This is a genomic window from Amycolatopsis sp. NPDC104775 (assembly GCF_055583325.1).
This window is the reverse complement of the sequence record NZ_JBVJOE010000001.1, coordinates 1650029-1674423: the sequence shown is the minus strand read 5'-3', so window position 1 is coordinate 1674423 and position 24395 is coordinate 1650029. Positions and strand designations below refer to the sequence as shown.

The window sequence follows — 24395 nt, the reverse complement described above, 5'->3', positions numbered from 1 at the left end:
GGAGGACGTAATTCCTGGACGTCCGATCAGCCTAGGCGGCGTGCCGGTCCGGCCGGTTAATCACGGAGCGCGAATGGCGTGCGAAATGATGAAATTCCGCTGAATCACCCATTCACGGGACGCGGGCACGGCCGATGATAGGGTTTCCTTCCGGGATGTGCCAGTGGGGGTTTGACGAGGCCAGGCAACGGGTAAGTGATCTCGTGATGGCCGTTTACTGGACGCGGAATTGCGATTCGAATAAATTGCCCGGAGGTCGGGAAAGAACCTGTTCGCTGGGCACGGCTGGGCTGACCGGGGCGGTATCCCCGCGTTTCGGTGACGCATCGTGAGCAATCCGGCGGACGAAGCGCGCGGCGAATGGGCTAGCCGGGTCGGCGGCCGTTCGCGGGACGGTTCGCGCTGCCGCGCGTGCCCGACTACCCTGGCCGAGTCGTTTCCGGTCGGCCCGCCTGCGGGGGCAGCATGATGACAGTCCCGATGTTCGCGCACGGCGACCGTCTCACGCGTCGGGACCTGGAGACGATCTCGGATGAACGCCGCCGGTACGAACTGGTGGACGGGACGCTTCTGGTGAGCCCGTCCCCGCGTCCGCTGCACCAGCGGGTGGTCGCGCGCCTTCTCGCCGCGCTCACCCCGGTGTGCCCTGCCGACTGCGAGGTCCTCCCCGCGCCGGTGGACGTGGTGCTCGACGAGTTCACCGTGATGATCCCGGACGTCGTGGTCGGCAGGCGCGAGACGTTCACCGAACGCGCCCTGGTCGGCGTCCCGGTGCTGGCGGTCGAGGTGGTGTCGCCCTCGAGCAGGCACATCGACCGCTTCCTCAAACCGGCCCGCCTCGCGCTCGCGGGCTGCCCGTACTACTGGGTGATCGAGCCGAACGAGCCGACGCTGAGCTGCTTCCGCCTGGTCGAGGGCGAGTACGTGCTGGACGGCGAGGCGACGGGGGACGAGGTGGTGCGGCTGGAGGAGCCGTACCGGCTGGAGCTTCGGCCGGCGGATCTGGTTTCGACGTACTCGTGAGTTGTGCTGCCGGTTCTAACCGGCAGCAGCACTCACGAGAACCCAGCCCTAAGCCGAATCCGCGATCTCCGCCGCCCGCTCCCGCCCGCCGACCTCCGCCTGCACCGACGTGCACGCCGCCATCAGCGCCGTCACGAACTGGTCCGCCGCGAACACGCACGCGGTGTGCCCGGCCGGGATCTCATACGTCGCCGCCCCGGGGATCCGCCGCGCCAGGCTCCGCTGGTGCGCGGGTGCGATGAACCCGTCCCGTGAGGTCACCACGACCGCCGCGGGCAGGGTGAGGGTGTGCAGCCAGGGGGTCGAATCGAAGCGGCCGATCTCGTCCAGTGCGACCGCGATCGCCCACGGGCTGGTCGAGCGGAATTCCTCCAGTGCCCACCGGTGGTCCTCCAGCCGGGCGAGGCGTTCGCGGCGGGGTTCGCCGGGAACCAGGCCGATGCGGGCCTGGTCGCGCAGCAGGTGCAGGGTGCGGCCGAACAGGTCGAGTGCCACGCGTTGCCGGACGCCGCGGCGGAAGTTGCTCGCTGTCGAGCACAGGACCAGGCCGGTGACGCGGTCCGGGAAGCGGCGGGCGGTCAGCTGGCCGACCATGCCGCCCATCGAGTAGCCCGCGACCAGGAACCGGTCGATGCCGAGCGCGTCCGCGACCGCCGCGACGTCGTCCGCGCAGTCTTCGAGGCTGAACTCGTGCGAGCGGATGCCCTGGCCGTGCCAGCGCTGGTCGAACACGACGACCCGGTGGTTCTTCGCGAGCCGTTCCAGCGCCGGGTACCAGGTGAGCAGTCCGGTGCAGGCGACCGAGTGCAGCAGGATCACCGCGGGCGCGTGCCGAGGGCCGACGTCGACTACGACGGTCTGCCCTCGGCCGGGCAGCGGCAGCGGCTTCGGGTCGGGGACGCCCGCGGTCGACGGGATGGTCGCGAGTTTCCGCGTGGCCTGCCAGCCGACGTCGCCCAGCGCTGATTTGAGAACTTGTTCCGCACCCACGTCGGCGTGCCGCCCCTCTTCGCTCGCCTGGTCGATCCTCAGCCCGGAACCCGGTTTCTGGGGGTTGCCGAGCCAGCCCATTCCGGCTAAAAATAGAACGTGTTCCACCTAGGTGGAGGGAGACCGGAGTGGACTTCACCCCCGACGATACGCAGGGCGAGATCACCGCGCTCGCCGCGCAAGTGCTCGGGAAGGCCGACGAGCCCGCCGGCCAGTGGCGGGCGCTGGCCGACGCGGGCCTGCTCGCCCTGCCCCTGCCCGCCGACCTCGGCGGCGACGGGCTGGGCGTCGAGCACGTCGCCCCGGTGCTCACCGAGGTGGGCCGGGCCGCGGCGGCTGTGCCCGCGTATGCCGTGCTGGCACTCGGGATCCTGCCGATCGAGGCGCTCGGCACCCCGGCGCAGCGCGCGGAGTTCCTGCCGCCCGCGGCGGCGGGGGAGACCATTCTCACTGCCGCGTTGCACGAGCCGTCCGCACCGCTGACCGCCATCCCCGGAACCAGCGGTGTGGCGGCGGACGGCGCGTGGTCGGTGACTGGCGTCAAAACGCACGTGCCCTACGCCGCGGAGGCGGAGCGGATTCTCACGCCGATCGCGTTGCCGGGCGGTACCGGTGTCGCGCTGGTGGATCCGCGCGCCGACGGCGTCGAGGTCCTTCCCGCCTACAACGCGACTGGGACGCCGGAATACACGGTGCGCTTCGATGGCGCGCGAGTGAGCGAAGCCGATTTCCTGCGGGACCGTTCAGCAGGGCACGCGGTGCAGACGTTGCACCGTTACGCGTTGGCAGGCGCGCTCGCGCTGGGTGACGGACTGCTCGCCGGAGCGTTGGCGTTGACGGCCCAGCACGTCGGCGAGCGCACGCAATTCGGCCGTCCGCTGGCGACTTTCCAAGCGGTGGCACAGCAAATCGCGGACGTCTATGTCGCTTCGCGCACCGTGCACCTCGCTGCGGTGTCGGCGGTCTGGCGGCTGGCGTCCGGATTGGACGCGGACACCGAGCTGGACATCGCGGCGTACTGGCTGACCGAAGAAGCCCCGTCCGCGCTGGCGATCTGTCATCACCTGCACGGCGGCGTCGGGGTCGACCGCACGTATCCGCTGCACCGGTATTCGTCGGCGATCAAGGACCTCGGCCGCGCGGTCGGCGGAGCGGCGCACCGGCTCGGCCGGCTGGGCGAACGAGTGGCGGGATGAGCATGCACATCGAACTGACGGCCGCGCAACAGGAATTGCGAGCCCAGCTGCGTGAGTACTTCGCGGGCCTGCTGACCGCCGACGAGCGACGGGCGTTGCTGCGGGAGCGGCACGGGCAGGTGTACCGCGAGGTCGTGCGCCGGATGGGCCGGGACGGGAAGCTCGGCGTCGGCTGGCCCAAGGAGTACGGCGGCGGCGGTTTCGGCGAGATCGAGCAGCACATCTTCGTGGACGAAGCGGCTCGCGCGGACGTCCAGTTGCCGTCGGTGACATTGCAGACGGTCGGGCCGACGTTGCAAGCGTTCGGCACCGAGGAACAGAAAGCGCTGTTCCTGCCGAAGATTCTGGCCGGGGAAGTGCATTTCGCCATCGGCTACACCGAGCCGGAAGCCGGGACGGACCTCGCCTCGCTGCGCACCCGGGCGGTCCGCGACGGCGACGAGTACGTGATCAACGGCCAGAAGATCTTCACCACCGGCGGCCACGACGCGGACTACGTCTGGCTCGCCGTGCGCACCGACCCGGACGCGCCGAAGCACAAGGGCATCTCGATCCTGATCGTGGACACCCGCGATCCCGGCTACTCGTGGACGCCGATCATCACCTGCGACGGCGCGCACCACGTCAACGCGACCTTTTACGAGAACGTCCGGGTGCCGGCGAACATGCTGGTGGGAGAGGAAAACCGCGGCTGGCGGCTGATCACGACGCAGCTCAACCACGAGCGCGTGATGCTCGGCCCGGCCGGGCGGATCGGCGGACTGCACGACCGCGTGTGGGCGTGGGCGGCGGCGCGCCGGACCCCGGACGGCACGCCACTGCTCGACCTTCCGGACGTGCGCGCGGTGCTGGCCGAGACGTTCGCGGTCGCGCGGGTCAACGAGCTGCTGAACTGGCAGGTCGCGGCGGCAGCGGCGCACGGAGCGGTGGAGATCGCCGACGCCTCGGCGACCAAGGTGTTCGCCTCCGAGCGGATCCAGCGCATCGGGCGGCTGCTGGAGGAACTTCTCGGGCGGCACGGTGACCTCGCCGACCCGGACACCGCGGAACTCGCCGAATGGCTCGACGTGCTGGCCAAACGGAATCTGGTGCTGACGTTCGGCGGGGGCGTCAGCGAGATCCAGCGCGAACTGATCGCCTCCGCCGGACTCAAACTGCCGAGGGTGCCGCGATGACGATCGAGGAAGCCGCCGCGAAAATCGCCGCACAGGGCGAAAGCGCGCCGAGGTATGCGCGCGATCCGGTGAACCAGGCGATGGTGAACAACTGGGTCGAGGCGATCGGCGACGCGAACCCGGTCTACACCGACGCGGACTTCGCCGAGACGAGCGTCCACAAAGGACTCGTCGCGCCGCCGGCGATGGCGCAGGTGTGGACGATGCCGGGCCTGCACGGCGTGCGCGGGGACGACGACCCGCTCGGCGCGATCCTCAAGGTGCTCGACGAAGCCGGATACACGTCCATTGTGGCCACCAACTCCGAGCAGACCTACCACCGCTACCTCCGGCCCGGCGAACACGTTTCGACCACGAACACGCTGGAAGACGTCACCGGTCCCAAGCGCACCGGGCTCGGCGAAGGCTGGTTCGTGACCACGCGCACGAACTGGTACGTCGACGGGGAACTAGTGGCGGACATGGTCTTCCGCGTGCTCAAGTTCCGGCCGCGCGAACCCGAACCGCCGCCGTCGCCGGTGCTGCGGCCGGTGATCAGCCACGACACCCAATTCTTCTGGGACGGTCTCCGTGAAGGCGAATTGCGCATCCAGCGGTGGGGTGAGGTCCTGCGGCATCCGCCCGGCCCGATGCCGCCGGACGGATCGCTCGACACGGTGCCGGACTACGTCGTCGCCAGCGGACGCGGGACCGTTTACAGCTTTGTCGTGCACCACCATCCGGCGGTGCCGGGCAAGAAGCTGCCGTTCGTGGTCGCGCTCGTCGAATTGGAGGAAGGCGTCCGGGTGATGGCCGAACTGCTGGACGCCGAACCGGACGAGGTGCGCATCGGCCTGCCGGTCGTCGCCGCCTTCGTGCGCGTGGACGACGAATTGACCCTCCCCGCGTGGAAGGTGGCGCGATGACTGCCGCAGTCGGGACCGAACTGCCGTCCATGGTGATCGAGGCGACGCCGACGTTCGTGATCAGCACCGCGCTGGCGACCCGGGATTTCCAGGACGTGCACCACGACCGGGACGCCGCCGTCGCGCGGGGGTCGAAGGACATCTTCCTCAACATCCTTACTGACACCGGCCTGGTGCAGCGGTACGTGAGCGAGTGGGCCGGTCCGCAGGCACTCATCCGCTCGATCAAGATCCGGCTCGGTGTTCCGTGCTACGCCGGGGACACGCTGACCTTCACCGGCCGGGTCACCGCCCGCGACGGCGCGGACGTCGAACTGGAAGTGTCCGCGATGGACAGTCTGGGTGCGCACGTGACCGGCACGGTTTCGCTGACGCTGCCGCAGGAGGACGCATGACGTTCACCGGGACCACCGCCATCGCCGGGATCGGCGCGACCGAGTTCTCCAAGGATTCCGGACGCAGTGAGCTGCGGCTGGCGGCCGAATGCGTGAGCCACGCACTGGCCGACGCCGGGCTGAATCCGTCCGATGTGGACGGAATGGTGTCGTTCACCATGGACGGCAACGCGGAAATCGCGCTCGCCCGTGAACTGGGCATCCCGGAGCTGACGTTTTTCAGCCGCGTGCATTATGGCGGCGGCGCGGCGGCGGCGACCGTGCAGCAGGCGGCGATGGCGGTCTCCAGCGGGATCGCCGACGTCGTGGTGGCGTACCGGGCCTTCAACGAACGCTCCGGAATGCGGTTCGGGCGCGTGTCGGCGGCCGCGGCACAGCAGGTGAACACGTCCGGAGTGGACAATGCGTTCCACTACCCGATGGGCATCGCGACCCCGGCCGCGACCGTGGCCATGGTCGCGCAGCGGTACCTGCACGAATACGGGGCCACCAGCGAGGATTTCGGCAAGATCGCGGTCGTCGACCGGGCGCACGCGGCGACCAATCCGAACGCCTGGTTCCACGGCAGGCCGATCACGCTGGAGGAACACCAAGCCTCGCGCTGGGTCGCGGAACCATTGCACCTGCTCGATTGCTGCCAGGAAAGCGACGGCGGCGTCGCGCTGGTGATCACCAGCCTCGAACGCGCGCGCGACCTGCGGCAGGCCCCGGTGGTGGTCTCGGCGGCGGCGCAGGGCAGCGGACCGGACCAGTACGTGATGACCAGCTACTACCGCGACGATCTCGCCGCGCTGCCGGAGATGGGCGTGGTCGGGCGGCAGCTGTGGGCGCAGTCCGGACTCGGACCGTCCGATGTGGACGTCGCGGTGCTGTATGACCACTTCACCCCGTACGTGCTGATGCAGCTGGAGGAACTGGGCTTCTGCGGCCGCGGCGAGGCGAAGGACTTCATCGCGGGCGACACGCTGACCCTCGGCGGGAAGCTCCCGCTCAACCCGCACGGCGGCCAGCTCGGCGAGGCCTACATCCACGGCATGAACGGCATCGCGGAGGCGGTCCGGCAGCTGCGCGGCACCGCGGCGAACCAGGTCTCCGACGCCGGTACCGCCCTGGTCACGGCCGGAACCGGCGTCCCGACGAGCGGGCTGGTGTTGACCGCTCCGTAGCGCGACGCTACGGCGCGCCGGGCTGGTCTTCGAGCTGCGGACCGGGAGGTCTGAACTGGGCTTGTCGGTGCGCGCGTAGTCCTTGTGGGTCAACGCGGATCACCTCATTGCTGGCTGGTGCCTCCGGCCGCCTGCGTGTCACGGTAGTAAGGCCCGGGTGACGCAGCGTGTGCGGAGGAGTGAGGTGCCGAGGTGACTGTCCCGCTGGCGTGGCTGTTCACCGTGCTGTTCGCGTTGCTGGCGCTGCCGTGCGTGCTGCGCCTGGTGAAGCTCGATTACGTCAGCCTCGGCCACCGGGTGCGCAACGGCGACCTCGCCGAACTGCTGCTGGTGGTGGCGATGGTCGCCATGCTGTCCCCGGTCGGCGGCCCGATCCCGGCGGCGGGCTGGCAGGCGGTGCTGGTGCTGACCGCGGGCTGGTTCGCCTGGTCTGCCTGGCGAGGCCGGGCCGAGGGGCACAGCTGTGCGCACCACGCGCTGTCGGCGGCGGCGATGCTGTACATGGTCACCGCGATGCCGCACGGCGGAATGGTGCACGGGCCGTGGCTCACCATGTCCACAATGGACACCAGACTCGCGTGGCCGGTGGTCGCGATAGCCGGGGCGGTCTACTTCGCGGTGGACTCGGTCCGCTCCGGCGTGCTGGCGATGCGGGCGCGCGGCACGACGGTGCCGGGGCACGCCTCGCGCACGCTGTGCCGTGCCGCGATGGGCGCGGGCATGGGAGTCATGCTGCTGACGGCCGTCTGATTTACCCGATCCGCTGGACCTCGCCGTCCGGCGGGAGTTCCGTCAGTTCCGGCAGTGCGTCCGCCGGATGTGCGGCGACCCATTCGCGAGCCGCGGCGACGTCCCGGCCCAGTGCGTCGATGAGCTCCTGTGACGAGCCGTAAGCCTGCTGGTTGCGCAGGTGCTTGCCGAGCCAGACGGTGAGGCGCTCGCCGTACAGGTCGCCCTCGAAGTCGAGCAGGAAGGCTTCGACCAGCCGGTAGCCGTCGGCCCCGTAGTAGGTCGGGCGGCGGCCCACGGACACCGCGGCGGCCACGCGCGTGCCGTCCGCGCGCTCCGCCCAGCCGGCCCAGACCCCGTCGCCGAGTTCGCCGCGCTGGTCGCGCAGCGCGATGTTCGCGGTGGGGAAGCCCAGCTCACGGCCGCGCTTGTCGCCCGGCTCGACTGGCCCGCGCACCACGAAGAAGGTGCCGTCTCGCTCGTCCGCCATGGGACAACCGTATAACGGTGCCGGTGGTCAGCGGGGCGTGAGCACTGTGTCGGCCAGCACAGGCGCGTCGTCGCGCTCCGGCGCGGTGGTCGTGACCAGCAGACGTCCGGTTTCGCGCCAGACGCGCACGCGCAGGCTTTCGCCGGGGAACACGACTCCGGCGAACTTCGTCCCGAATGCCGAGACGCGCTCGGGATCGCCGTCGAGGAACGCGTCGACGACGGCTTTCGCGACCACGCCGTACGTGCACAGCCCGTGCAGGATCGGCCGGTCGAAACCGGCGGCCTTGGCGAACGCCGGGTCGGCGTGCAGCGGGTTGCGGTCGCCGCACAGCCGGTACAAAAGCGCCTGCTGGGGCAGCGTCGGCACGTCGAGCACGGCGTCCGGTTCGCGGTCCGGCCACGCGATCTTGTCCGACGGCCCGCGTTCGCCGCCGAAGCCGCCCTCGCCGCGGGCGAAGATGCTGGACCGGGCTGTCCACAGTGGAGCGCCGGACTCGTCGGCGACCTCGGTTTCCTGCACCAGCACCGCGGCCTTGCCCTTGTCGAAGACGTCGGCGATCCGGGTGCGCGCGAGCCCCTTGCCTTCGACCGGGATCGGCCGGTGCAGTTCGATCTCCTGCTTGCCGTGCAGCACTTTCGCCAGGTCGATGTCGACGCCGGGAAAGTTCAGCGCGGGCGGCTCGAAGGTGCGCAGGTTGGCCGCGACGGTCGCGAAGGTCGGCAGCACGCGCAGGTCTCGCTCGTAGGTGTAGCGCAGTTCGCGCTCGGCCACCGGATCCGCGCCCGCACCCACCGCCAGGTGGTACAGCAGCACGTCGGACGGGGTCCAAGCGAAGGCGACCTCGCCGAGATCGGCTCCGATCGCAACCGCGGGGTCGATGGGCACGGGCTCTCCACTCACTCGTAGCTGACGGACACCTCGTCGGTCAACGGCACCGACTGGCAGGCCAGCACGATCCCGTCGGCGATGTCCTCGGCGTCCAGCACCTCGTTGTTCAGCATTTTCACCTCGCCGGAGGTGATGCGGCACGCGCACGCGCTGCACTGGCCCTCGCGGCAGGAATACGGCGCGTCGAGGCCCTCGGCGAGCAGGTGGTCGAGCAGCTTGCGCTGCCGCGGCCAGGCGATCCGCCGGGTCTCGCCGTCCAGTTCGACGGTGAGCGCGGTGGTCTCGCCGCCGGTGTCCTCCTCCGGTTCCGGCTCGTCGGCGAAGGGATTCCCGGTGAGCGAGTGGAACTTCTCCACGTGCACGCGTTCCCGGGGCGCACCCAATTCGCGCAACGCCTCCTGTGCGGCGGCCATGAACGGCGCGGGACCGCAAAGGAACGCTTCATGCGCCAGATAAGGCTTCGCGAGCGCGCGCAACGCGGCGACCGTCGGCAAGCCCTGCAAGCTTTCCAGCCAATGCACCACAGTGAGCCGGTCGCCGAATCGCTCGGCCAGTTCGCGCAGTTCGGCGGCGAAGATCACCGATTGCTCGTCACGGTTTGCGTAGACCAGCACCACCTGGCCGCCGCCCTTTTCCAGCGCGGACTTCAGAATTGACATCACCGGCGTGATCCCGCTGCCCGCGGCGAACAACAGGAAGTTCGCGTCCAAAGAGGACGGACAGAACACGCCGGACGGCCGCAGCACGTCGATCGTCGCGCCCGCCCGAAGCTCGTCGCACACCCAATTCGAGCCGTATCCGTCGGCTGTCCGCTTGACCGTGACCTGCACCCGGCCCTCGTGCGGTGCGCTCGAAAGCGAGTAGCACCGGGCGACGGAACCCGTTCGGTCGCTGGGAATCCGCAGCGTGAGGAATTGGCCGGGGGAGTAGGCGAACCGGGCGGCGTGTTCTTCCGGGACGGTGAACACGATGGACCGGGCGTCCGCGGTTTCCTCGATCACCTCGGCCACTGTGAGCGTGATGACGTCAGTCATTGCGCACCTGCCCGAAATCTCCGTCGCGCACCGCGTTGTCGATGCTGTCCGCGAGTTTCTCGCAGGTGTCCAGCAACGCGGTGTTGCCGCCGGAAGCGGCGTGCGCGGCGAACACCGGACAGCTGGCCGCGGCGTCGGTGGTCCACTGGATGCTGGTGTGTTTCAGGCTGTTTTTCTTGACCAGCACACAGGTTCCGCAGCTGCGGCATTCGTGCGGTCGCAGCCCGGCGGTGAGGAATTCGGCGGCTTCGGCGGTCACACCCCAGCCTCCTCCGACTGAGCCGCCGCTTCGGCCTCCGCCCGCTGGCGGGCCAGGTTCTCCTGGACCTCGGCCGTCCACGCCTCGTTCGCCTTCGTGGTGTCCACTTCGAACTCGAACCGGCGCGTCATGTCCTCGGTGACGTCCGCGGCGTCCACGTAGAACTGCTCGTACCAGCGGCGCAGCTGGTAGACCGGGCCGTCCTCCTCGCACAGCAGCGGATTGTCGATCTTGGTCTTGTTCTTCCAGATCTCCACGTCCTGCAGGAAGCCGACGCCGATGCCCTTCGCGAGCTTCGCGGCGATCTTGTCCGCGTGCTCGTCGGAAACGCCGGGCATCTTCTTGACCATGATGCCCCACTGCAGCACGAACGACGTCGGCGAAACCGGGTAGTGGCAGTTGATCAGCACGTTCTCGATTTCGAAGCCCTGGAAGGAGTTCACCAGCCAGTTGATCATGTAGGACGGCCCGAAGTACGAGGCCTCCGAGCGCAGCAGGTTTTCCTCGCCGCCGTAATTGGACGCCATGCCCATGTCCGGGCGGCCCTTGGTGTTGAGGTACTGGGTGGCGATGTGGCCCTCGAACACGTTCTTGAAATACGTGGGGAAGGCGTAGTGGATGTAGAAGAAATGCGCCATGTCCACCACGTTGTCGATGATCTCGCGGCAGTTGGCGTTCTCGATCAGGATCGAGTCCCAGGTCCAGTTGCTCCACTCGTCGCTGAACGCGCCTTCGACGCGCGGGATCACCACGTGCTCCGGCGGCGGATTGCCCTCCGGGTCGTGCCAGACGAACAGCTGCTTGTTCTCCTCCAGCACTTGCCACGCGCGGGTGCGCGCTCGCAGCGGGACCCGCTTGGCGTACGGGATCGACTTGCACTTGCCGTCGCCGCCCCACCGCCAGTCGTGGAACGGGCAGGCGACCTCATCGCCCTTCACCGAGCCCTGCGTCAAGTCGCCGCCCATGTGCCGGCAGTACCCGTCGAGCACGTTCAGCTTGCCCGCGGTGTCGGCGAACACGACGAGTTTCGTGCCGAAGGCCTGCACAGCGTGCGGTTTGCCGTCGCGGAAGTGCTCGGCCAGCCCGAGGCAGTGCCAGCCGCGGGCGTACCGCGCCGGGGGCGCCCCGGCGTCGATCGTGCGGATCTGCGATCCCTCAGTCTTCGGCGTCACTGCCTGCCTCCCGTGCCGGTCTGATCTTCGTTCGCCAGCGCCTGTGCCGCAAGGTAGCCGAACACCATCGCCGGGCCGATGGTCGCGCCCGGTCCGGCGTAGGTCCGGCCCATCACCGGCGCGCTGGTGTTGCCCGCTGCGTAGAGGCCGGGCACGACCGTGCCGTCCTCGCGCAGGACGCGGGCGTTCTCGTCGATGCGCAGCCCGCCCTTGGTGCCCAGGTCGCCGGGCACCACGCGGACCGCGTAGTAGGGGGCCTTGGCCAGTTCGCCGAGGCTCGGGTTGGGGCGGTTGCGCGGGTCGCCGTAGTAGTGGTCGTAGGCGCTGAGCCCGCGCTGGAAGTCGTCGTCGACCCCCTTGCGCGCGAAGCCGTTGAACCGCGTGACGGTCTGTTCCAGCGCGTCGGCGGGCACGTCGATTTTCTCGGCGAGCCCGGCCAGCGTCGCGGACTTCGCCACGATCCCGGCCTTGTACCAGCGCCCGGGCAGCGGCTGCCGCGGGCCGAGGCCAGTGAACAGGTAGCGGTCGCGGTAGCGCTGGTCGAACACCAGCCACGCGGGGACGTGCTTGCCGGGGCCGTCGCCGTCGCCGTACATCGCGTGCACGGCCTCGACATACGGCGCGGATTCGTTCACGAACCGAGTGCCGCGGGCGTCAACCATCAGGCAGCCGGGCCGCGACCGTTCGGCGAGCGCGAACCACGGACCGCCGGTGAGCGGGAACGACGGTCCCCACCAGGCGTCGTCCATCAGGTCGGTCGCCGCGCCGAGCTTGAGCCCGGCGTTGATGCCGTCACCGGTGTTCGCCTCCGCGCCGACGGTCCATTCGGTGCCGATCGGCGCGCGCTGGTACTTGGTGCGCATCTCTTCGTTGTGCTCGAAGCCGCCGCAGGCCAGCACCACTCCGCGGCGCGCGCGGAACAGCGTTTCGGTGCCGTCGCGGCGGGCCACGATGCCAGTGACGACGTCGTTCTCCACTTGGAGATCGACCAGCGGCGTGTCCAGCAGGACCTCGACCCCCGCGTCGCGCAGGCCCTTCCGCAAACCGGCCGCAAGCGCTTGCCCCATGGACAGCGGTTGCTGGCCGCGGACCCGCCCGACCAGCCACTTCATCCCGAGCGCCAGCATCCGGGCGACCCCGCGCGGATGCCGGGCGATCAGGCTCAGCCAGCGATAGTCCGACTGGGTGATCGGCACGCCGAGCGGCGGCGCGCTGTACGGCGGTTCGAGCTTCGCCAGGTCTTCGCCGAGCAGCTTGCCGTCGAGCGGCTTCGGTTCGACAGACCGGCCGCCGGGACGTCCACCGGGCGCTTCGGGGTGGTAGTCGCTGTAGCCCGGCACCCACTTGAACTCCAGCGGCGTGTGCCGCGTGACGAACTCCAGCACTTCGGGGCCGTGGTCGAGGAAGGTCGTGCGGAGATGCTCCGGCACGACGTCGCCGACGATCGACTCCAGGTATTGCCTCGCGCGTTCGGGTGGTTCTTCGATCCCCGCGGCTCGCAGCGCGTGGTTGCCGGGCAGCCAGACGCCCCCGCCGGAGCGGGCGGTCGAACCGCCGAAGCAGGCTGCCTTTTCCAGCACCACCACGGAAAGGCCGCGATGGGCGGCGGCGAGCGCGGCGGTCATCCCGGCGGCGCCGCTGCCGGCCACCACCACGTCGTACTCGTCCGACATGCCACCTCACATGCAACGTGTTATCGGCTAAAGCTGGCCTGCTCGGGGCCACTTCCGTCACCATAGACGAGAACGTGTTCCAGTTCTAGGGTGGCGGACTATGGACGAGCTCGGGGCGGACGTCGTGATCATCGGAGCCGGCGCGGCCGGTGTGTGCGCGGCCATCGAGGCGGCCGACGCGGGCGCCGACGTGCTTCTAGTGGACCGGTTTTCCGGCGGCGGGGCCAGTCGCGTGAGCGGCGGCGTGGTCTACGCCGGGGGAGGGACGCCGCAGCAGCGCGCCGCGGGCGTGGACGACAGCGTGGACGCGATGTACGCGTACCTGCGGATGGAAACCGGCGATGTCGTGTCGGAACGGACCTTGCGGCGGTTCTGCGAGGAAAGCGTCGACATGGTCGCGTGGCTGGAGCGGCAAGGCGTGCCGTTCGAGGGCAGCATGTGCGACTACAAGACGTCGTATCCCAGCAACAAGCACTATCTCTACTACTCCGGCAGCGAACTGTCCGGCGGGTTCCGGGACGTGGCGAAACCCGCGCCGCGCGGACACCGGGTCAAGGGGCCGGGCACGTCCGGGAAGCTGCTGATGAAGCAGTTGCTGGCGGCGGCCCAGGAGCGCGGCGTGCGGCTGTTGCCGCAGACGCAGGCGGCGAACCTGGTCACCGACGACTCGGGCACGGTCACCGGAGTGCTCACACGCACTTTGCGGGACGCCCCTTCGTGGGTGCGGGCACGGCACGCGCGGCTCGCGGATTGGGCGGCGAAGCCGGGCATTTACGTTCCCGCGATGCGCCGGTCGCTGCATCAGCGGGTGGAACGGATTGAGCGCAAGCACGCGCGTGAGCTGCGGATCAGTGCACGCCGAGGGGTGGTGCTGGCGGCGGGCGGCTTCATCGTGAACCGGGCGATGGTGCGCGAGCACGCGCCCGCGTTTCGCGGCGGGCTCGATCTGGGAACTTCCGCCGACGACGGTTCCGGCATCCGGATGGGCGTGGAGGTCGGCGGGCGCACGGCGGAGCTGGGCCGGGTGTCGGCGTGGCGGTTCCTGACGCCGCCGTCGGCGTTTCTCGGCGGACTCCTGGTGGGCGCGGACGGCCGCCGGATCATCGACGAATCCCGGTACGGCGCGGCGATCGGCGAGCGGATGATCACCGAGCACGGCGGACGCGGCTGGCTGCTGGTCGACGAGCCGATCGTCGCCGAAGCCCGGCGCGACGGGCGGAAACAAGGCCAGTGGTTCGCGACGCTGCAACTGCGGTATCTGCTCGGCAAGGGCCGGGTGACCGCCGGGACGATCGAGGAAGTGGCCGCGCGCGCCGGAATCGATCCGGACGGGCTGGCGGCGACGTACGCCGAATACCAGCGCGGTCCGGACCCGGCGGGCAAGCCGCTGGACTTCGCGCGTCCGCTGGACACGCCGCCGTACTCGCTGATCGACGTGTCGGTGAAACCGAACCTCGGCTATCCGTGCCCGATGCTGACGCTGGGCGGCCTGGTGGTCGACGAGGACACCGGCGCGGTGGCCGGGGTACGCGGTCTTTACGCGGCTGGGCGCACCGCGGTGGGAATCTGTTCCAGGTCGTATGTGAGCGGTCTTTCGCTGGCTGACTGCGTGTTTTCCGGCCGCCGGGCGGGGTTGCACGGCGCGCGCGGGGCGGACCGCGTCGACAAAAACGAGAACGTGTTCTAGTCTTGAGCGTGTCGAGCGAGAGAGGACGGCCGATGAGCGAGCTGGCTGCCGTGATCGCGGGGGTGCGCGACCTTCTTCCCGTGCTGCGGGAACGCGCACAGGAGACCGAGGACGCCCGTCGGATCCCCGCCGAATCAGTGAAAGCGCTGCAGGAGACCGGGTTTTTCCGCCTGCTGCAACCGAAACCGTACGGCGGCTTCGAAGCCGACCCGGTCACCTTCTACACCGCGGTCAAGCTCATCGCGAGCGCCTGCGGGTCCACCGGCTGGGTCGCGTCGATTCTCGGCGTGCACCCGTGGCACGTCGCGTTGTTCGACGCGCGAGCCCAGGAGGACGTGTGGGGCGAGGACCACGACGTGCGGATTTCTTCGTCGTACGCGCCGATGGGCAAGGCGACCGTGGTCGAGGGCGGCTACCGGCTGTCCGGGCGGTGGAGCTTCTCGTCCGGAAGCGACCACTGCACGTGGGTGCTGCTGGGCGGGCCCGCGTTCGCCGACGGCAAGCCGGTGGACTTCTGCACGTATCTCGTGCCGATCTCGGATTACTCCATTGTGGACGTCTGGGACACGGTCGGGCTGCGCGGCACCGGGTCCAACGACATCGTCGTCGAGGACGTGTTTGTGCCGCGCCACCGCGCGCTGAGCTTCATGGCGACGTCGAAATGCAAGACCCCGGGCCAGGAAGTCAATCCCGGCCCGTTGTACCGGCTGCCCTACGGTTCGGTGCACCCGAGCACCATCACCGCGCCGATCATCGGGATGGCGCAGGGCGCGTACGACGCGCACGTGGAGCACCAGGGCAAGCGGGTGCGGGCGGCGTACGCGGGCGAGCAGTCCAAAGAGGACCCGTTTTCGAAGGTGCGGATCGCCGAGGCGAGCAGCGAGATCGACGCGGCCTGGCTGCAGCTGACGCACAACATCGACGAGCTGTACCAGCTGGCCTGCAAGGGCGAGAAGCTGCCGTTCAGCACGCGATTGCGGGTGCGCCGGGACCAGGTGCGCGGCACCGAACGCGCGATCGCCGCGATCGACCGGCTCTTCGAAAACTCCGGAGGCCGCGCGTTGCAGCGGGGCACGCCGATCCAGCGCTTCTGGCGCGACGCGCACGCGGGCCGGGTGCACGCGGCGAACGACGCGGAGCGCGCGTACGTCATGTTCGGCACCGGCGAGTTCGGCTTGCCCGTCGAGAATGCGATGGTCTGATGGCTCCCGAAGGTTCCTATGTAGACACCGCGGGCGGCATCCGCCTGCACTACCACGAATCCGGCGCGGAACACCCCGAGACGGTGCTGCTGCTGCACGGCGGTGGCCCCGGCGCCTCGGCCTGGAGCAACTTCGGCCGCAACCTGCCGGTGTTCGGGAAGTCCTACCGGACGCTCGCGATCGATCAGCCGGGGTTCGGCCGATCCGACAAGCCGACTGAGCACCCGCAGTACTTCCGGCACAGCGCGGACGCGGTCGTCGGCCTGATGGACCGGCTCGGCATCGAAAAGGCGCACCTCGTCGGCAATTCGCTCGGCGCGGGCGCGTCGGTCCGGCTCGCGCTGAACCACCCCGGGCGCGCCGGACGGCTGGTGCTGATGGGCGCGGGCGGGCTGAGCGTCAACGTGTTCGCCCCGGACCCGACCGAAGGCGTGCGGCTGCTGTCCAAGTTCGCCGGGGATCCGACCCGGGAACGGATGGAAGCCTTCCTCCGGATCATGGTGCACGACCAGGCTTTGGTCACCGACGAGCTGATCGACGAACGCTTCGAGATCGCGCGCACGCCGGAATCGCTGGCGGCGATGCGGGCGATGGGCAAATCGTTCAGCCTGCCGGATTCCTTCGAGGAAGGCATGTTGTGGCGCGAGGCGTACCGCCTGCGGCAACGGGTCTTGCTCGTCTGGGGCCGGGAGGACCGGGTCAACCCGCTAGACGGCGCGCTGCTGGCGTTGAAGACGATCCCGCGCGCGCAACTGCACGTGTTCGGCGGCTGCGGGCACTGGGCGCAGCTGGAGAAGTTCGACGAGTTCAACCGACTCGCCCTCGACTTCCTCGGGAGTTCGTGATGGCTATCCGTTCGCTGGGATATCTGCGCATCGAAGCCACGGACATGGACGCCTGGCGCGTCTACGGGCTCAAGGTGCTCGGCATGGTGGAGGGTTCGGGCGCCGACCCGGACGCGCTGTACCTGCGCATGGACGATTTCCCGGCACGATTGGTGATCGTGCCGGGGGAGAAGGACCGCTTGGCGGTAGCGGGCTGGGAAGCGGCCAACGCCGCGGAACTGGACGACGTGCGCGCCCGGCTCGACGCGGCTTCGGTGCCGTACAAGGAAGGCACGCCCGAAGAACTGGCGGACCGCCGCGTCGCGGAACTGATCAGCTTCGCCGATCCGTCCGGCAACACCCTGGAGGTGTTCCACGGGGTCGCGCTGCAGCACCGGCGCGTGGTGAGCCCGTACGGCCACCGTTTCGTCACCGGCGAGCAGGGTTTGGGGCACGTGGTTTTGTCGACTCACGACGACGAGGCCGCCCTGAGGTTCTACCGGGACGTGCTGGGCTTCCGGCTCCGCGACTCGATGCGGCTGCCGCCGCAGATGGTGGGCCGCCCGGCCGACGGCGAGCCGGCGTGGCTGCGGTTCTTCGGCTGCAATCCGCGCCACCACAGCCTGGCGTTCCTGCCGATGCCGACGCCAAGCGGGATCGTGCACCTGATGGTGGAGGTCGAGGAGACCGACGACGTCGGGCTGTGCTTGGACCGCGCGAAGCGCAAGAACGTCCCGATGTCGGCGACGCTCGGCAGGCACGTGAACGACCTGATGCTGTCGTTCTACATGAAGACACCGGGCGGCTTCGACGTCGAGTTCGGCTGCGAGGGCCGCCAAGTCGAGGACGAGGCCTGGATCGCTCGCGAGAGCACTGCGGTTTCGTTGTGGGGCCACGACTTTTCCGTGGGCGCGCAATGACAGCCGCCGTCCCGGAGGCGGTGCCGGACCGGTTTCGCGAGGTGCTGGGCCACTTCTGCACCGGGGTGACCGTGGTGACCGGTTATGTCGAGGATTCCTCGGCTTTCTCGCCGGCTGGACCGGTGGGGTTCGCCTGCCAGTCCTTCGCGGCGTTGTCGCTGGACCCGCCATTGGTGCTGTTCTGCGTGGCCCGGACGTCGCGCACCTGGCCAGCGCTGGCCGCCGCGGGCACGTTCGCGGTGAACGTGCTCGCCGAGGACCAGCAGGCAGTCTGCGCCGAGTTCGGCCGCCGCGGCGGCGACAAGTTCTCCGGAGTGTCCTGGCGGCCCGCCCCGTCCGGCGCGCCGCTGCTGGACGGAGCCCTGACCTGGGTCGACTGCGAGGTGCAGGCGGTCCACCCGGCCGGGGACCACTACGTGGTGGTCGGCCGGGTGACCGCGCTGGGCGAGACGTCCGACGCCCGCCCGCTGCTGTTCCACCGCGGCCGCTACACCGTCACCGAACCGGTGCCGGACGCGCTCACCGCGCTGATGCCCTGGCCCCGCCCGGACGACTGGCTCTGACCTCGCGCGGGTGTTCGCGCTACTTCCAGCGGAAGTGCACGAACACCCGCCCGAAGTTGTCTTTGTCCTTCTCCACGCGGTGGTAGAGCGCCTTCACGTCCTTGCGCTCCAGGAACCGCAGCACGTGCTTTTTCAGCTGCCCGGACCCCTTGCCCGGGATGATCTCCACGAGCGGCGCCTTCTTCGCGACCGCCTCGTCGATGACCGCGCGCAGCGCCCGGTCGATCTCCCCGCCGCGGTTGTAGATGTCGTGGAGGTCGAGCTTGAGCTTCATGCCTCCTTCCTACCGCACGTCTTGATAGTCGACATCGACTAATTTTGAGCGGTGATGTCGCCGGAGAAGATGTTCGGGGACCTGCATCGGCACCGGATCGACTTCGCGCCCGCTGGCGCTTCGGTTTAGCGGAGACGTCCGAGCGCGGACCGGCGCACGAGGGCGGTTCGGCCGAGCAATCCCAGCACCGTCAAGGCATCCGGCGGACCGCCCGCCCGGATCACGCGCAACTGGGTCCGTTCGGACGCGCGCACCAGGTCGTCGGCGCGCCAGTCGGGCCCGGTCGTGACGGCGCGGACCAGTGCGGCCGGGTCTGGACGGGGACGGACGGGGCGGCCGTCCGTCAGCCCAGGGTCTGCCACCAGCCGTCCACCGGCGGCGGGGCGGCGGCGTCGATCCGTTGTCCCGGTTTCGGGATCGCCAGCGCGAGGTCGTTCGCCTTCGCCTCCCGCCATACCCGGTCGGCCGGATCCGCCCAGGAGTGCATGGCGAGGGTGAACGTCGCCCAGTGCACCGGGACCAGGAGCCCGCCGCGCACGTCGAGGTGCGCGGCGACGCCTTCCTCCGGCGTCATGTGGATGTCCGGCCAGTTCGGGGCGTAGGCGCCGACCTGGATCAGGGTCGCGTCGAACGGGCCGTATTTCGCGCCGATTTCGGCGAACCCGGGGAAGTATCCGGTGTCGCCGCTGTAGTAGACGCGATGCTCGGGACCTGCGAGCACCCACGACGCCCACAGCGTGCTGTCGTTCGCCAGGCCGCGGCCGGAGAAATGCTGCGCGGGCGTGGCGACGAACCGGATCCCGGCCACGACAGCGTCCTCGTGCCAGTCGAGTTCGACGATCCGCGCGGCCGGGACGTGCCACCGTTCGAGGTGCGCGCCGACGCCGAGCGGGACGAGGAACGGCGCGTCGGTCAGCGCGATCAACGCGCGGACGGTCGGCAGGTCCAGGTGGTCGTAATGGTCGTGGGAGATCACGATCGCGTCCAGGCGGCCCAGTTCGCGCAGCGAAACCGGGGGCGCGTGCAGCCGCCGCGGCCCGGCGAAGGCTGCGGGCGAAACCCGGTCGCCCCACACCGGATCGCACAGCACGCGGGTGCCGTCGATCTCCACCAGTGTGGACGCGTGTCCGTACCAGGTAAGGAAAAGACCGTCGGCGGAGGAATCAGCGGGCGAGGCGACCAGCGGCACCGCACCGCCCGGACGGCGGCGGGCGCGGTCCTCGCCGAACAGGAATTCGCGCACGAGCGCGCCGGGCGAGGAAGGCGTCGCGCGCGTGGAGGCGGCGTTGCGGAACACGCCGTCGGCGTACTGCGGAGACTGGCGCATCCGCTCGGCACGCGCTCCGGCGGCCTTCGCGCCGAAAGCCGCCGGAGTCAGTGCTTCGAACGTCATGCCACCGAGTCTACGAAGCGTTCCTGAGAGGCTCCCCAGCTTCGTGCAGGTGCCGCAGCGTCTGCCGGTACGACGACACCAGGCCGGTCCGCAGGTAGGGGATGCCGATCTCAGCGCAGTACGCCTCGACCATCGGCTGGGCGCGCCGCAGGTGCACCGACGGCATGCTCGGGAACAGATGGTGCTCGATCTGGTGGTTGAGGCCGCCGAGCAGGACGTCGATCACCGGCCCGCCCGCGACGTTGCGGGAGGTGAGCACCTGCTTGCGCAGGAAGTCCAGGTCCGTTTTGCCGGTCAGCGTCGGCATGCCCTTGTGGTTCGGCGCGAAAATCGAACCCATGTAGACGCCCCAGAACCCCTGGTGGACGGCGAAGAACAGCAGCGCGAGGCCCGGCGGGAGGACGATGAACAGCGCGGCGAGGTAGACCGCGAAGTGAGTGAACAGCAACGCCGCTTCGAGCCCGCGGGCGCGCAGGCCGGGGCGCGCGACAGCGCGGATGCCGGACCAGTGCAGGTTGAGGCCTTCGAGGGTGAGCAGCGGGAAGAACAGCACCGCCTGGTGGCGGCCGACGAACCGGGGCACGCCGCGCGCCTCGCGGGCCTGGCGCTGGGACCAGACGAGGATGTCCGGGTCGACGTCCGGGTCCAGTTCCTCGTGGTTGGGGTTGGCGTGGTGGCGGGTGTGCTTGTCCATCCACCAGCCGTAGCTCATCCCGATGCCGAGGTTGCCCGCCAGCCGTCCGGCGATCTCGGCGGGACGGCGGGTGCGGAACACCTGCCGGTGCGCCAGATCGTGCGAAAGCAGGGCGATCTGCCCGAACATGAACGCCTGGAACGCGGCCACGGCCAGCTGCCACCACGAGTCGCCGAGCAGCGCGAACGCGACCCAGCCTCCCGCGAACAGCACGGTCACGAGCGCGATGCGAGCGGTGTAGTAGCCGGGGCGGCGGTCGAGCAGACCGGCGTCGGCGATCCGGCGGCACAGCCGGGCGAAGTCGCTTCCCGGCCGCGGGGGCGAGGCGAGGACGAGCTTTTCGGTGGTCACCCGGGCGAGTATTGCGGCGCGGCGCCCCGGCGGGAAACCAGCAGACCCGACGGTCCGTGCTGGGGTTGTCCCCACCACCGGCTTGTGCATTCCGGAAGCTCCGCTGCTCAGGCGGGTAGCGAGGCGCCGAGCAGACCCGCCGCCGCACCCTGGCGACGCGGCAATTGGGCTAACTGCCAGCCAGATTGCCACCCTTCGGCGGAACGCCCCGCGTCCGAGTCCCCCGGCTAGTCCGGCTCCCACTCCGCACGGATGCCCGGCCACTAAGGCAACACCCGCCATACGCAACGAATTCCCGCCCCACCTCCAACCCCGCCCCAAACGCGGGATCGCTAACCCCGACCCAAGCGCGGGACCGCTAACCCCGCCCCAAACGCGGGATCGCGTCGGCGTGTGGAGAAGCAGTGCGTCCGGCCCCCAGGCCGGGCGTGCTGCTTCTCCACACGCCGACCTCAAGGCGATCCCGCCGCGCCGACGAAGTCGGCGCAATCAAACACCGCGCAAACAAGCACTGCCGATGGCAGCTTCTTCTGGCAGCGTGTGCGCATGCGCAGCTACTACCTCCCCCCGATCGTCCCCGTCGCCGCTCTGGTCCTCATGCCGTTTCTCCCGTTCGTCAACTCTTCCGGCCTGTGGCTGGGGCTTCCGAAGATGATGGTCTGGGGCGCTTTCTGGTGCCTGATGTTCACTCCGGCTCTGCTGGTGTCCGAACGGCTCATGTCGCGTCGCGGCGAGGAGGATTGACGATGATCCTCGCCTTCACTCTCGTCGGCATCGTCCTGATCGGCGTTCTGGGTTTCGTCGGCCGCCGCCGTCCCGCCGCAGATCTGGCGGAGTGGACCGTCGGCGGCCGGAAGTTCGGTGCGCTGACCATGTGGTTCCTGCAGGCCGGGGAAGTCTTCACCACCTTCACCTTCCTCGGCATGGCCGGGCTGGCGTTCTCCGGCGGCGTGGCCGCGATGTACGCGCTGCCGTACGTCCCGATCGCTTACGTGGTCCTGTTTTTCCTCGCCAAGCGGATTTGGCGGATGGGCAAGGAGCGCGGCTACCTGACCCAGGGAGATTTCCTCGAGGACCGTTACTCCAGCCGCGCGCTCGGCACGGTGTCGGCGATCCTCGGCGTGGTGTTCGTGCTGCCGTACCTGCAGTTGCAGATCACCGGGCTGGGGCTGATCGTCCGGCTGGTCACCGGCGACCACGCGTCCGGCACGCTGAGCATGATCGCGGGCAGCGTGCTGGTGGTCGCGTTCGTGCTGTGGGCCGGGCTGCGCGGCGTCGCGGCGACGTCGTATTTCAAGGACGCGATCATGCTCGTCGTCCTGGTGGTGCTGATCATCGCGGTGCCCGCGCATTTCGCCGGCGGCGTGTCCGGGGTGTTCCACAAGATCGACGAGCTGCATCCGGAGAAGCTGTTCGTGCACGCCGGGGCGAACGACCACACGTGGTTCATCACGAGCATGCTGGTGAGCGCGATCGGCGTCGGGCTGATGACGCTGCCGCACACGTGGCCGGCGCTGATGTCCGCGCGCGATCCGAAGGTGCTCCGCCGGAATTACACCTGGATGCCGGTGTACGAGCTGTGCCTGCTGCTGCCGATGATCATCGGATTCGCGGCGATTCTGGTGGTGCCTAAGGGAAGCGACCCGAACGGCGTGCTGCTGACGTTGAGCAAGGACGCGCTGCCGGGCTGGGTGACCGGGCTCGTGGTCGTCGCCGCGACGGCCACCGCGATGGTGCCCGCGGCGGGCATCCTGATCGGCATTTCCTCGCTGGTGGCCAGGAACATCGCCCGGGTGCGCGGCGAACGCAAGCAGTTCTGGATCAACCACGGGACGGTCGTGCTGGCCAGCGCGCTCGCCTTGGTGCTCGGCATTTTCCGGCCGGATCTGCTCGCGAACCTGCTGCTGCTCACCTATTCCGGGTCGGTGCAGCTGGCCCCGGCGAACCTGCTGGGCTTCCTCAAGAAGGTCCCGGTCGGCAAGGCCCCGGTGTTCGCCGGGCTGCTGGCGGGCGAGGTCGTGGTGATCTGGCTGACCTTCGTGGACACCAAGCTCGTCGGCACGGTGAACGTCGGGCTGGTCGGGCTGGCGGTTAACGTGGTCGTGCTCGCGATCGCGGCAGCCATCGAACGGGCCGTGACCCGGTCCGGAGATGTCGTGCAGACAGGAGAACCGGTATGACGCGGACCCTTTTCACCGGCGGCACGGTGTTCGACGGGACAGGCAGCCCGCCCGCGCCCGCGGACGTCGTGGTCGAGGACGGCCGGATCGTCGCGGTCGGCGCCGGCCTCGACGGCGACCGCGCGGTGGACTGCTCCGGCGCGATGCTGCTGCCCGGGATGTTCGACTGCCACGTGCACGTCACGGTGTCCGAGCTCGGATTGCTGCAGCGGGTGCAGAAGCCGTTTTCGTACCAGTTCTACGAGGCGGCCCGGAATCTGTGGACCACGCTGAAACTCGGCATCACCACGGTGCGCGACGCCGCCGGGGCCGACCTCGGCATCAAACAGGCGGTCGCGGACGGCCTAATTCCCGGTCCCCGCTTGGAAATCGCGATCGGCCTGATCAGCCCGACGGGCGGGCACGGCGACGGCTGGATGCCGTCCGGGCATTGCGTTCCGCTGTCGCTTCCGCACCCTGGCCGGCCGAGCGCGCTGGCTGACGGGCCCGACGAGATGCGCCGGGTCGCGCGCACGCTGTTGCGCGCCGGAGCCGACGTGTTGAAGGTCTGCACCACCGGCGGCGTGTTGTCGCCTCGGGACGATCCTCGGCATTCGCAGTTCACGCCTGAGGAATTGGCCGTCCTGGTCGCCGAAGCGACCATGCAGGGACGGGCGGTGATGGCGCACGCCCAAGGCGCGGAAGGAGTCAAGAACGCCGTCCGCGCCGGAATCCGGTCGATCGAACACGGCATCTTTCTCGATGACGAAGCGATCGAACTGATGCTCGCGCGCGGTACCTGGCTCGTCCCGACGCTAGTGGCGCCGGTGAACGTCATTCGCGCGGCGGCCGCGGGCGCGGCTTTGCCGGATGCGGTGGTGCAGAAGGCGAAAGAGGTCGCGGAGGTGCATCTGGATTCGGTGCGCCGGGCAGTCGAAGCGGGGGTGCGGATCGCGATGGGCACCGACAGCGGAGTCGGTCCACACGGGACGAATCTCGAAGAGCTGGAGCTGATGCGCTCGGCCGGGATGAGCCCCGCGGACGTGCTGGTCGCCGCCACGTCGTCGGCCGCGCAACTGCTGGGCAAAGACACTGAACTGGGCCGGTTGGCCCCGGGGTATCGCGCGGACCTCGTGGTCGTTTCGGGTGATATATACGATTTCCCGGCCCTGGCGGGGAACATTCGGGAAGTGTGGCAGGACGGAGCGCGCGCAGTTTAGGGCGGCGTTC

At 69.5% G+C, this 24395-nt stretch carries 26 protein-coding genes; 15 read left to right on the top strand and 11 right to left on the bottom strand.

What is annotated here, in order from left to right:
- Positions 1-480: 480 nt before the first annotated feature.
- Positions 481-1023, top strand: coding sequence for a Uma2 family endonuclease (locus tag ACZ63D_RS07395; RefSeq protein ID WP_465353718.1), 543 nt, complete (start codon positions 481-483; stop codon positions 1021-1023).
- A 48-nt stretch (positions 1024-1071) separates the two neighbouring features.
- On the opposite strand, the gene ACZ63D_RS07390 is transcribed toward ACZ63D_RS07395, so the two are convergent.
- Positions 1072-2094, bottom strand: coding sequence for an alpha/beta fold hydrolase (locus ACZ63D_RS07390; protein WP_465353410.1), 1023 nt, complete (start codon positions 2092-2094; stop codon positions 1072-1074).
- A gap of 47 nt (positions 2095-2141) precedes the next feature.
- Between ACZ63D_RS07390 and ACZ63D_RS07385 the strand changes: the two genes are divergently transcribed.
- The 6 genes from ACZ63D_RS07385 to ACZ63D_RS07360 all read left to right on the top strand — a co-directional run bounded on the left by ACZ63D_RS07385 (position 2142) and on the right by ACZ63D_RS07360 (position 7600).
- A complete protein-coding gene (locus ACZ63D_RS07385; RefSeq protein ID WP_465353409.1) occupies positions 2142-3209 on the top strand; it encodes an acyl-CoA dehydrogenase family protein in 1068 nt (355 codons plus the stop codon).
- A gap of 2 nt (positions 3210-3211) precedes the next feature.
- Positions 3212-4384 carry an acyl-CoA dehydrogenase family protein gene (locus ACZ63D_RS07380; RefSeq protein WP_465353717.1) on the top strand — a complete coding sequence of 391 codons (1173 nt, stop codon included), beginning with the start codon at positions 3212-3214 and terminating at the stop codon, positions 4382-4384.
- Positions 4381-5289 (top strand): bifunctional MaoC family dehydratase N-terminal/OB-fold nucleic acid binding domain-containing protein, encoded by a 909-nt coding sequence (locus ACZ63D_RS07375; protein ID WP_465353408.1) that lies wholly within the window; start codon positions 4381-4383, stop codon positions 5287-5289. Before ACZ63D_RS07380 ends, ACZ63D_RS07375 begins: the two co-directional genes overlap by 4 nt.
- Positions 5286-5684, top strand: coding sequence for a MaoC family dehydratase (locus ACZ63D_RS07370; RefSeq protein WP_465353407.1), 399 nt, complete (start codon positions 5286-5288; stop codon positions 5682-5684). Before ACZ63D_RS07375 ends, ACZ63D_RS07370 begins: the two co-directional genes overlap by 4 nt.
- Positions 5681-6850, top strand: coding sequence for a lipid-transfer protein (locus tag ACZ63D_RS07365; protein WP_465353406.1), 1170 nt, complete (start codon positions 5681-5683; stop codon positions 6848-6850). The genes ACZ63D_RS07370 and ACZ63D_RS07365 overlap by 4 nt, the downstream gene beginning before the upstream one ends.
- Positions 6851-7042: 192 nt before the next feature.
- Positions 7043-7600, top strand: a complete 558-nt coding sequence (locus ACZ63D_RS07360) for a DUF5134 domain-containing protein (RefSeq protein ID WP_465353405.1) — start codon at positions 7043-7045, stop codon at positions 7598-7600.
- A 1-nt stretch (position 7601) separates the two neighbouring features.
- Here the strand turns inward: ACZ63D_RS07360 and ACZ63D_RS07355 are convergent, their stop codons facing one another.
- From ACZ63D_RS07355 to kstD, 6 genes are read right to left on the bottom strand one after another with little or no spacing between them, the layout of a single operon-like run.
- A complete protein-coding gene (locus tag ACZ63D_RS07355; RefSeq protein ID WP_465353404.1) occupies positions 7602-8069 on the bottom strand; it encodes a riboflavin kinase in 468 nt (155 codons plus the stop codon).
- A gap of 27 nt (positions 8070-8096) precedes the next feature.
- Positions 8097-8957, bottom strand: coding sequence for a MaoC/PaaZ C-terminal domain-containing protein (locus tag ACZ63D_RS07350; protein ID WP_465353403.1), 861 nt, complete (start codon positions 8955-8957; stop codon positions 8097-8099).
- An 11-nt stretch (positions 8958-8968) separates the two neighbouring features.
- On the bottom strand, positions 8969-9994 hold the full coding sequence (locus tag ACZ63D_RS07345; protein ID WP_465353402.1) for a 2Fe-2S iron-sulfur cluster-binding protein: 1026 nt from the start codon (positions 9992-9994) through the stop codon (positions 8969-8971).
- Complete coding sequence (locus tag ACZ63D_RS07340; RefSeq protein ID WP_465353401.1) at positions 9987-10253, bottom strand: hypothetical protein; 267 nt, start codon at positions 10251-10253, stop codon at positions 9987-9989. Before ACZ63D_RS07340 ends, ACZ63D_RS07345 begins: the two co-directional genes overlap by 8 nt.
- Positions 10250-11425 (bottom strand): Rieske 2Fe-2S domain-containing protein, encoded by a 1176-nt coding sequence (locus tag ACZ63D_RS07335; RefSeq protein WP_465353400.1) that lies wholly within the window; start codon positions 11423-11425, stop codon positions 10250-10252. Before ACZ63D_RS07335 ends, ACZ63D_RS07340 begins: the two co-directional genes overlap by 4 nt.
- A complete protein-coding gene (kstD, locus tag ACZ63D_RS07330) occupies positions 11422-13098 on the bottom strand; it encodes a 3-oxosteroid 1-dehydrogenase (RefSeq protein ID WP_465353399.1) in 1677 nt (558 codons plus the stop codon). The genes ACZ63D_RS07335 and kstD overlap by 4 nt, the downstream gene beginning before the upstream one ends.
- Positions 13099-13198: 100 nt before the next feature.
- On the opposite strand from kstD, the gene ACZ63D_RS07325 reads away from it, so the two are divergent.
- The 5 genes from ACZ63D_RS07325 to hsaB are packed head-to-tail and all read left to right on the top strand — an operon-like array spanning position 13199 to position 18294.
- Positions 13199-14785 (top strand): FAD-binding protein, encoded by a 1587-nt coding sequence (locus ACZ63D_RS07325; protein ID WP_465353398.1) that lies wholly within the window; start codon positions 13199-13201, stop codon positions 14783-14785.
- A gap of 32 nt (positions 14786-14817) precedes the next feature.
- Entirely contained in the window at positions 14818-15987 is a 1170-nt protein-coding gene (hsaA, locus tag ACZ63D_RS07320; protein WP_465353397.1) for a 3-hydroxy-9,10-secoandrosta-1,3,5(10)-triene-9,17-dione monooxygenase oxygenase subunit, read from the top strand.
- The gene (gene hsaD / locus ACZ63D_RS07315; protein ID WP_465353396.1) at positions 15987-16832 is read left to right on the top strand and encodes a 4,5:9,10-diseco-3-hydroxy-5,9,17-trioxoandrosta-1(10),2-diene-4-oate hydrolase; all 846 of its coding nucleotides are present in this window, start codon (positions 15987-15989) and stop codon (positions 16830-16832) included. The genes hsaA and hsaD overlap by 1 nt, the downstream gene beginning before the upstream one ends.
- The gene (gene hsaC / locus ACZ63D_RS07310; RefSeq protein ID WP_465353395.1) at positions 16832-17731 is read left to right on the top strand and encodes an iron-dependent extradiol dioxygenase HsaC; all 900 of its coding nucleotides are present in this window, start codon (positions 16832-16834) and stop codon (positions 17729-17731) included. Before hsaD ends, hsaC begins: the two co-directional genes overlap by 1 nt.
- Positions 17728-18294: a 3-hydroxy-9,10-secoandrosta-1,3,5(10)-triene-9,17-dione monooxygenase reductase subunit gene (gene hsaB, locus ACZ63D_RS07305; protein WP_465353394.1), complete on the top strand. Its 567-nt coding sequence runs from the start codon at positions 17728-17730 to the stop codon at positions 18292-18294. Before hsaC ends, hsaB begins: the two co-directional genes overlap by 4 nt.
- A 19-nt stretch (positions 18295-18313) precedes the next feature.
- On the opposite strand, the gene ACZ63D_RS07300 is transcribed toward hsaB, so the two are convergent.
- From ACZ63D_RS07300 to ACZ63D_RS07285, 4 genes are all read right to left on the bottom strand, one after another.
- Positions 18314-18568, bottom strand: a complete 255-nt coding sequence (locus tag ACZ63D_RS07300; protein ID WP_009075408.1) for a Smr/MutS family protein — start codon at positions 18566-18568, stop codon at positions 18314-18316.
- A gap of 125 nt (positions 18569-18693) precedes the next feature.
- A complete protein-coding gene (locus ACZ63D_RS07295; protein ID WP_465353393.1) occupies positions 18694-18930 on the bottom strand; it encodes a hypothetical protein in 237 nt (78 codons plus the stop codon).
- The gene (locus ACZ63D_RS07290) at positions 18912-19961 is read right to left on the bottom strand and encodes an MBL fold metallo-hydrolase (protein WP_465353392.1); all 1050 of its coding nucleotides are present in this window, start codon (positions 19959-19961) and stop codon (positions 18912-18914) included. The genes ACZ63D_RS07295 and ACZ63D_RS07290 overlap by 19 nt, the downstream gene beginning before the upstream one ends.
- Before the next feature lie 10 nt (positions 19962-19971).
- Positions 19972-21006, bottom strand: coding sequence for a fatty acid desaturase family protein (locus tag ACZ63D_RS07285; protein WP_465353391.1), 1035 nt, complete (start codon positions 21004-21006; stop codon positions 19972-19974).
- A 546-nt stretch (positions 21007-21552) separates the two neighbouring features.
- On the opposite strand from ACZ63D_RS07285, the gene ACZ63D_RS07280 reads away from it, so the two are divergent.
- Genes ACZ63D_RS07280 through ACZ63D_RS07270 form a run of 3 tightly spaced genes read left to right on the top strand, consistent with a single transcriptional unit; the run spans position 21553 to position 24385 of the window.
- Positions 21553-21750 carry a hypothetical protein gene (locus tag ACZ63D_RS07280; protein ID WP_465353390.1) on the top strand — a complete coding sequence of 66 codons (198 nt, stop codon included), beginning with the start codon at positions 21553-21555 and terminating at the stop codon, positions 21748-21750.
- 2 nt (positions 21751-21752) lie between these two features.
- On the top strand, positions 21753-23186 hold the full coding sequence (locus ACZ63D_RS07275; RefSeq protein ID WP_465353389.1) for a sodium:solute symporter family protein: 1434 nt from the start codon (positions 21753-21755) through the stop codon (positions 23184-23186).
- Positions 23183-24385: a metal-dependent hydrolase family protein gene (locus ACZ63D_RS07270; protein WP_465353388.1), complete on the top strand. Its 1203-nt coding sequence runs from the start codon at positions 23183-23185 to the stop codon at positions 24383-24385. Before ACZ63D_RS07275 ends, ACZ63D_RS07270 begins: the two co-directional genes overlap by 4 nt.
- The last annotated feature ends 10 nt before the right edge of the window (positions 24386-24395 follow it).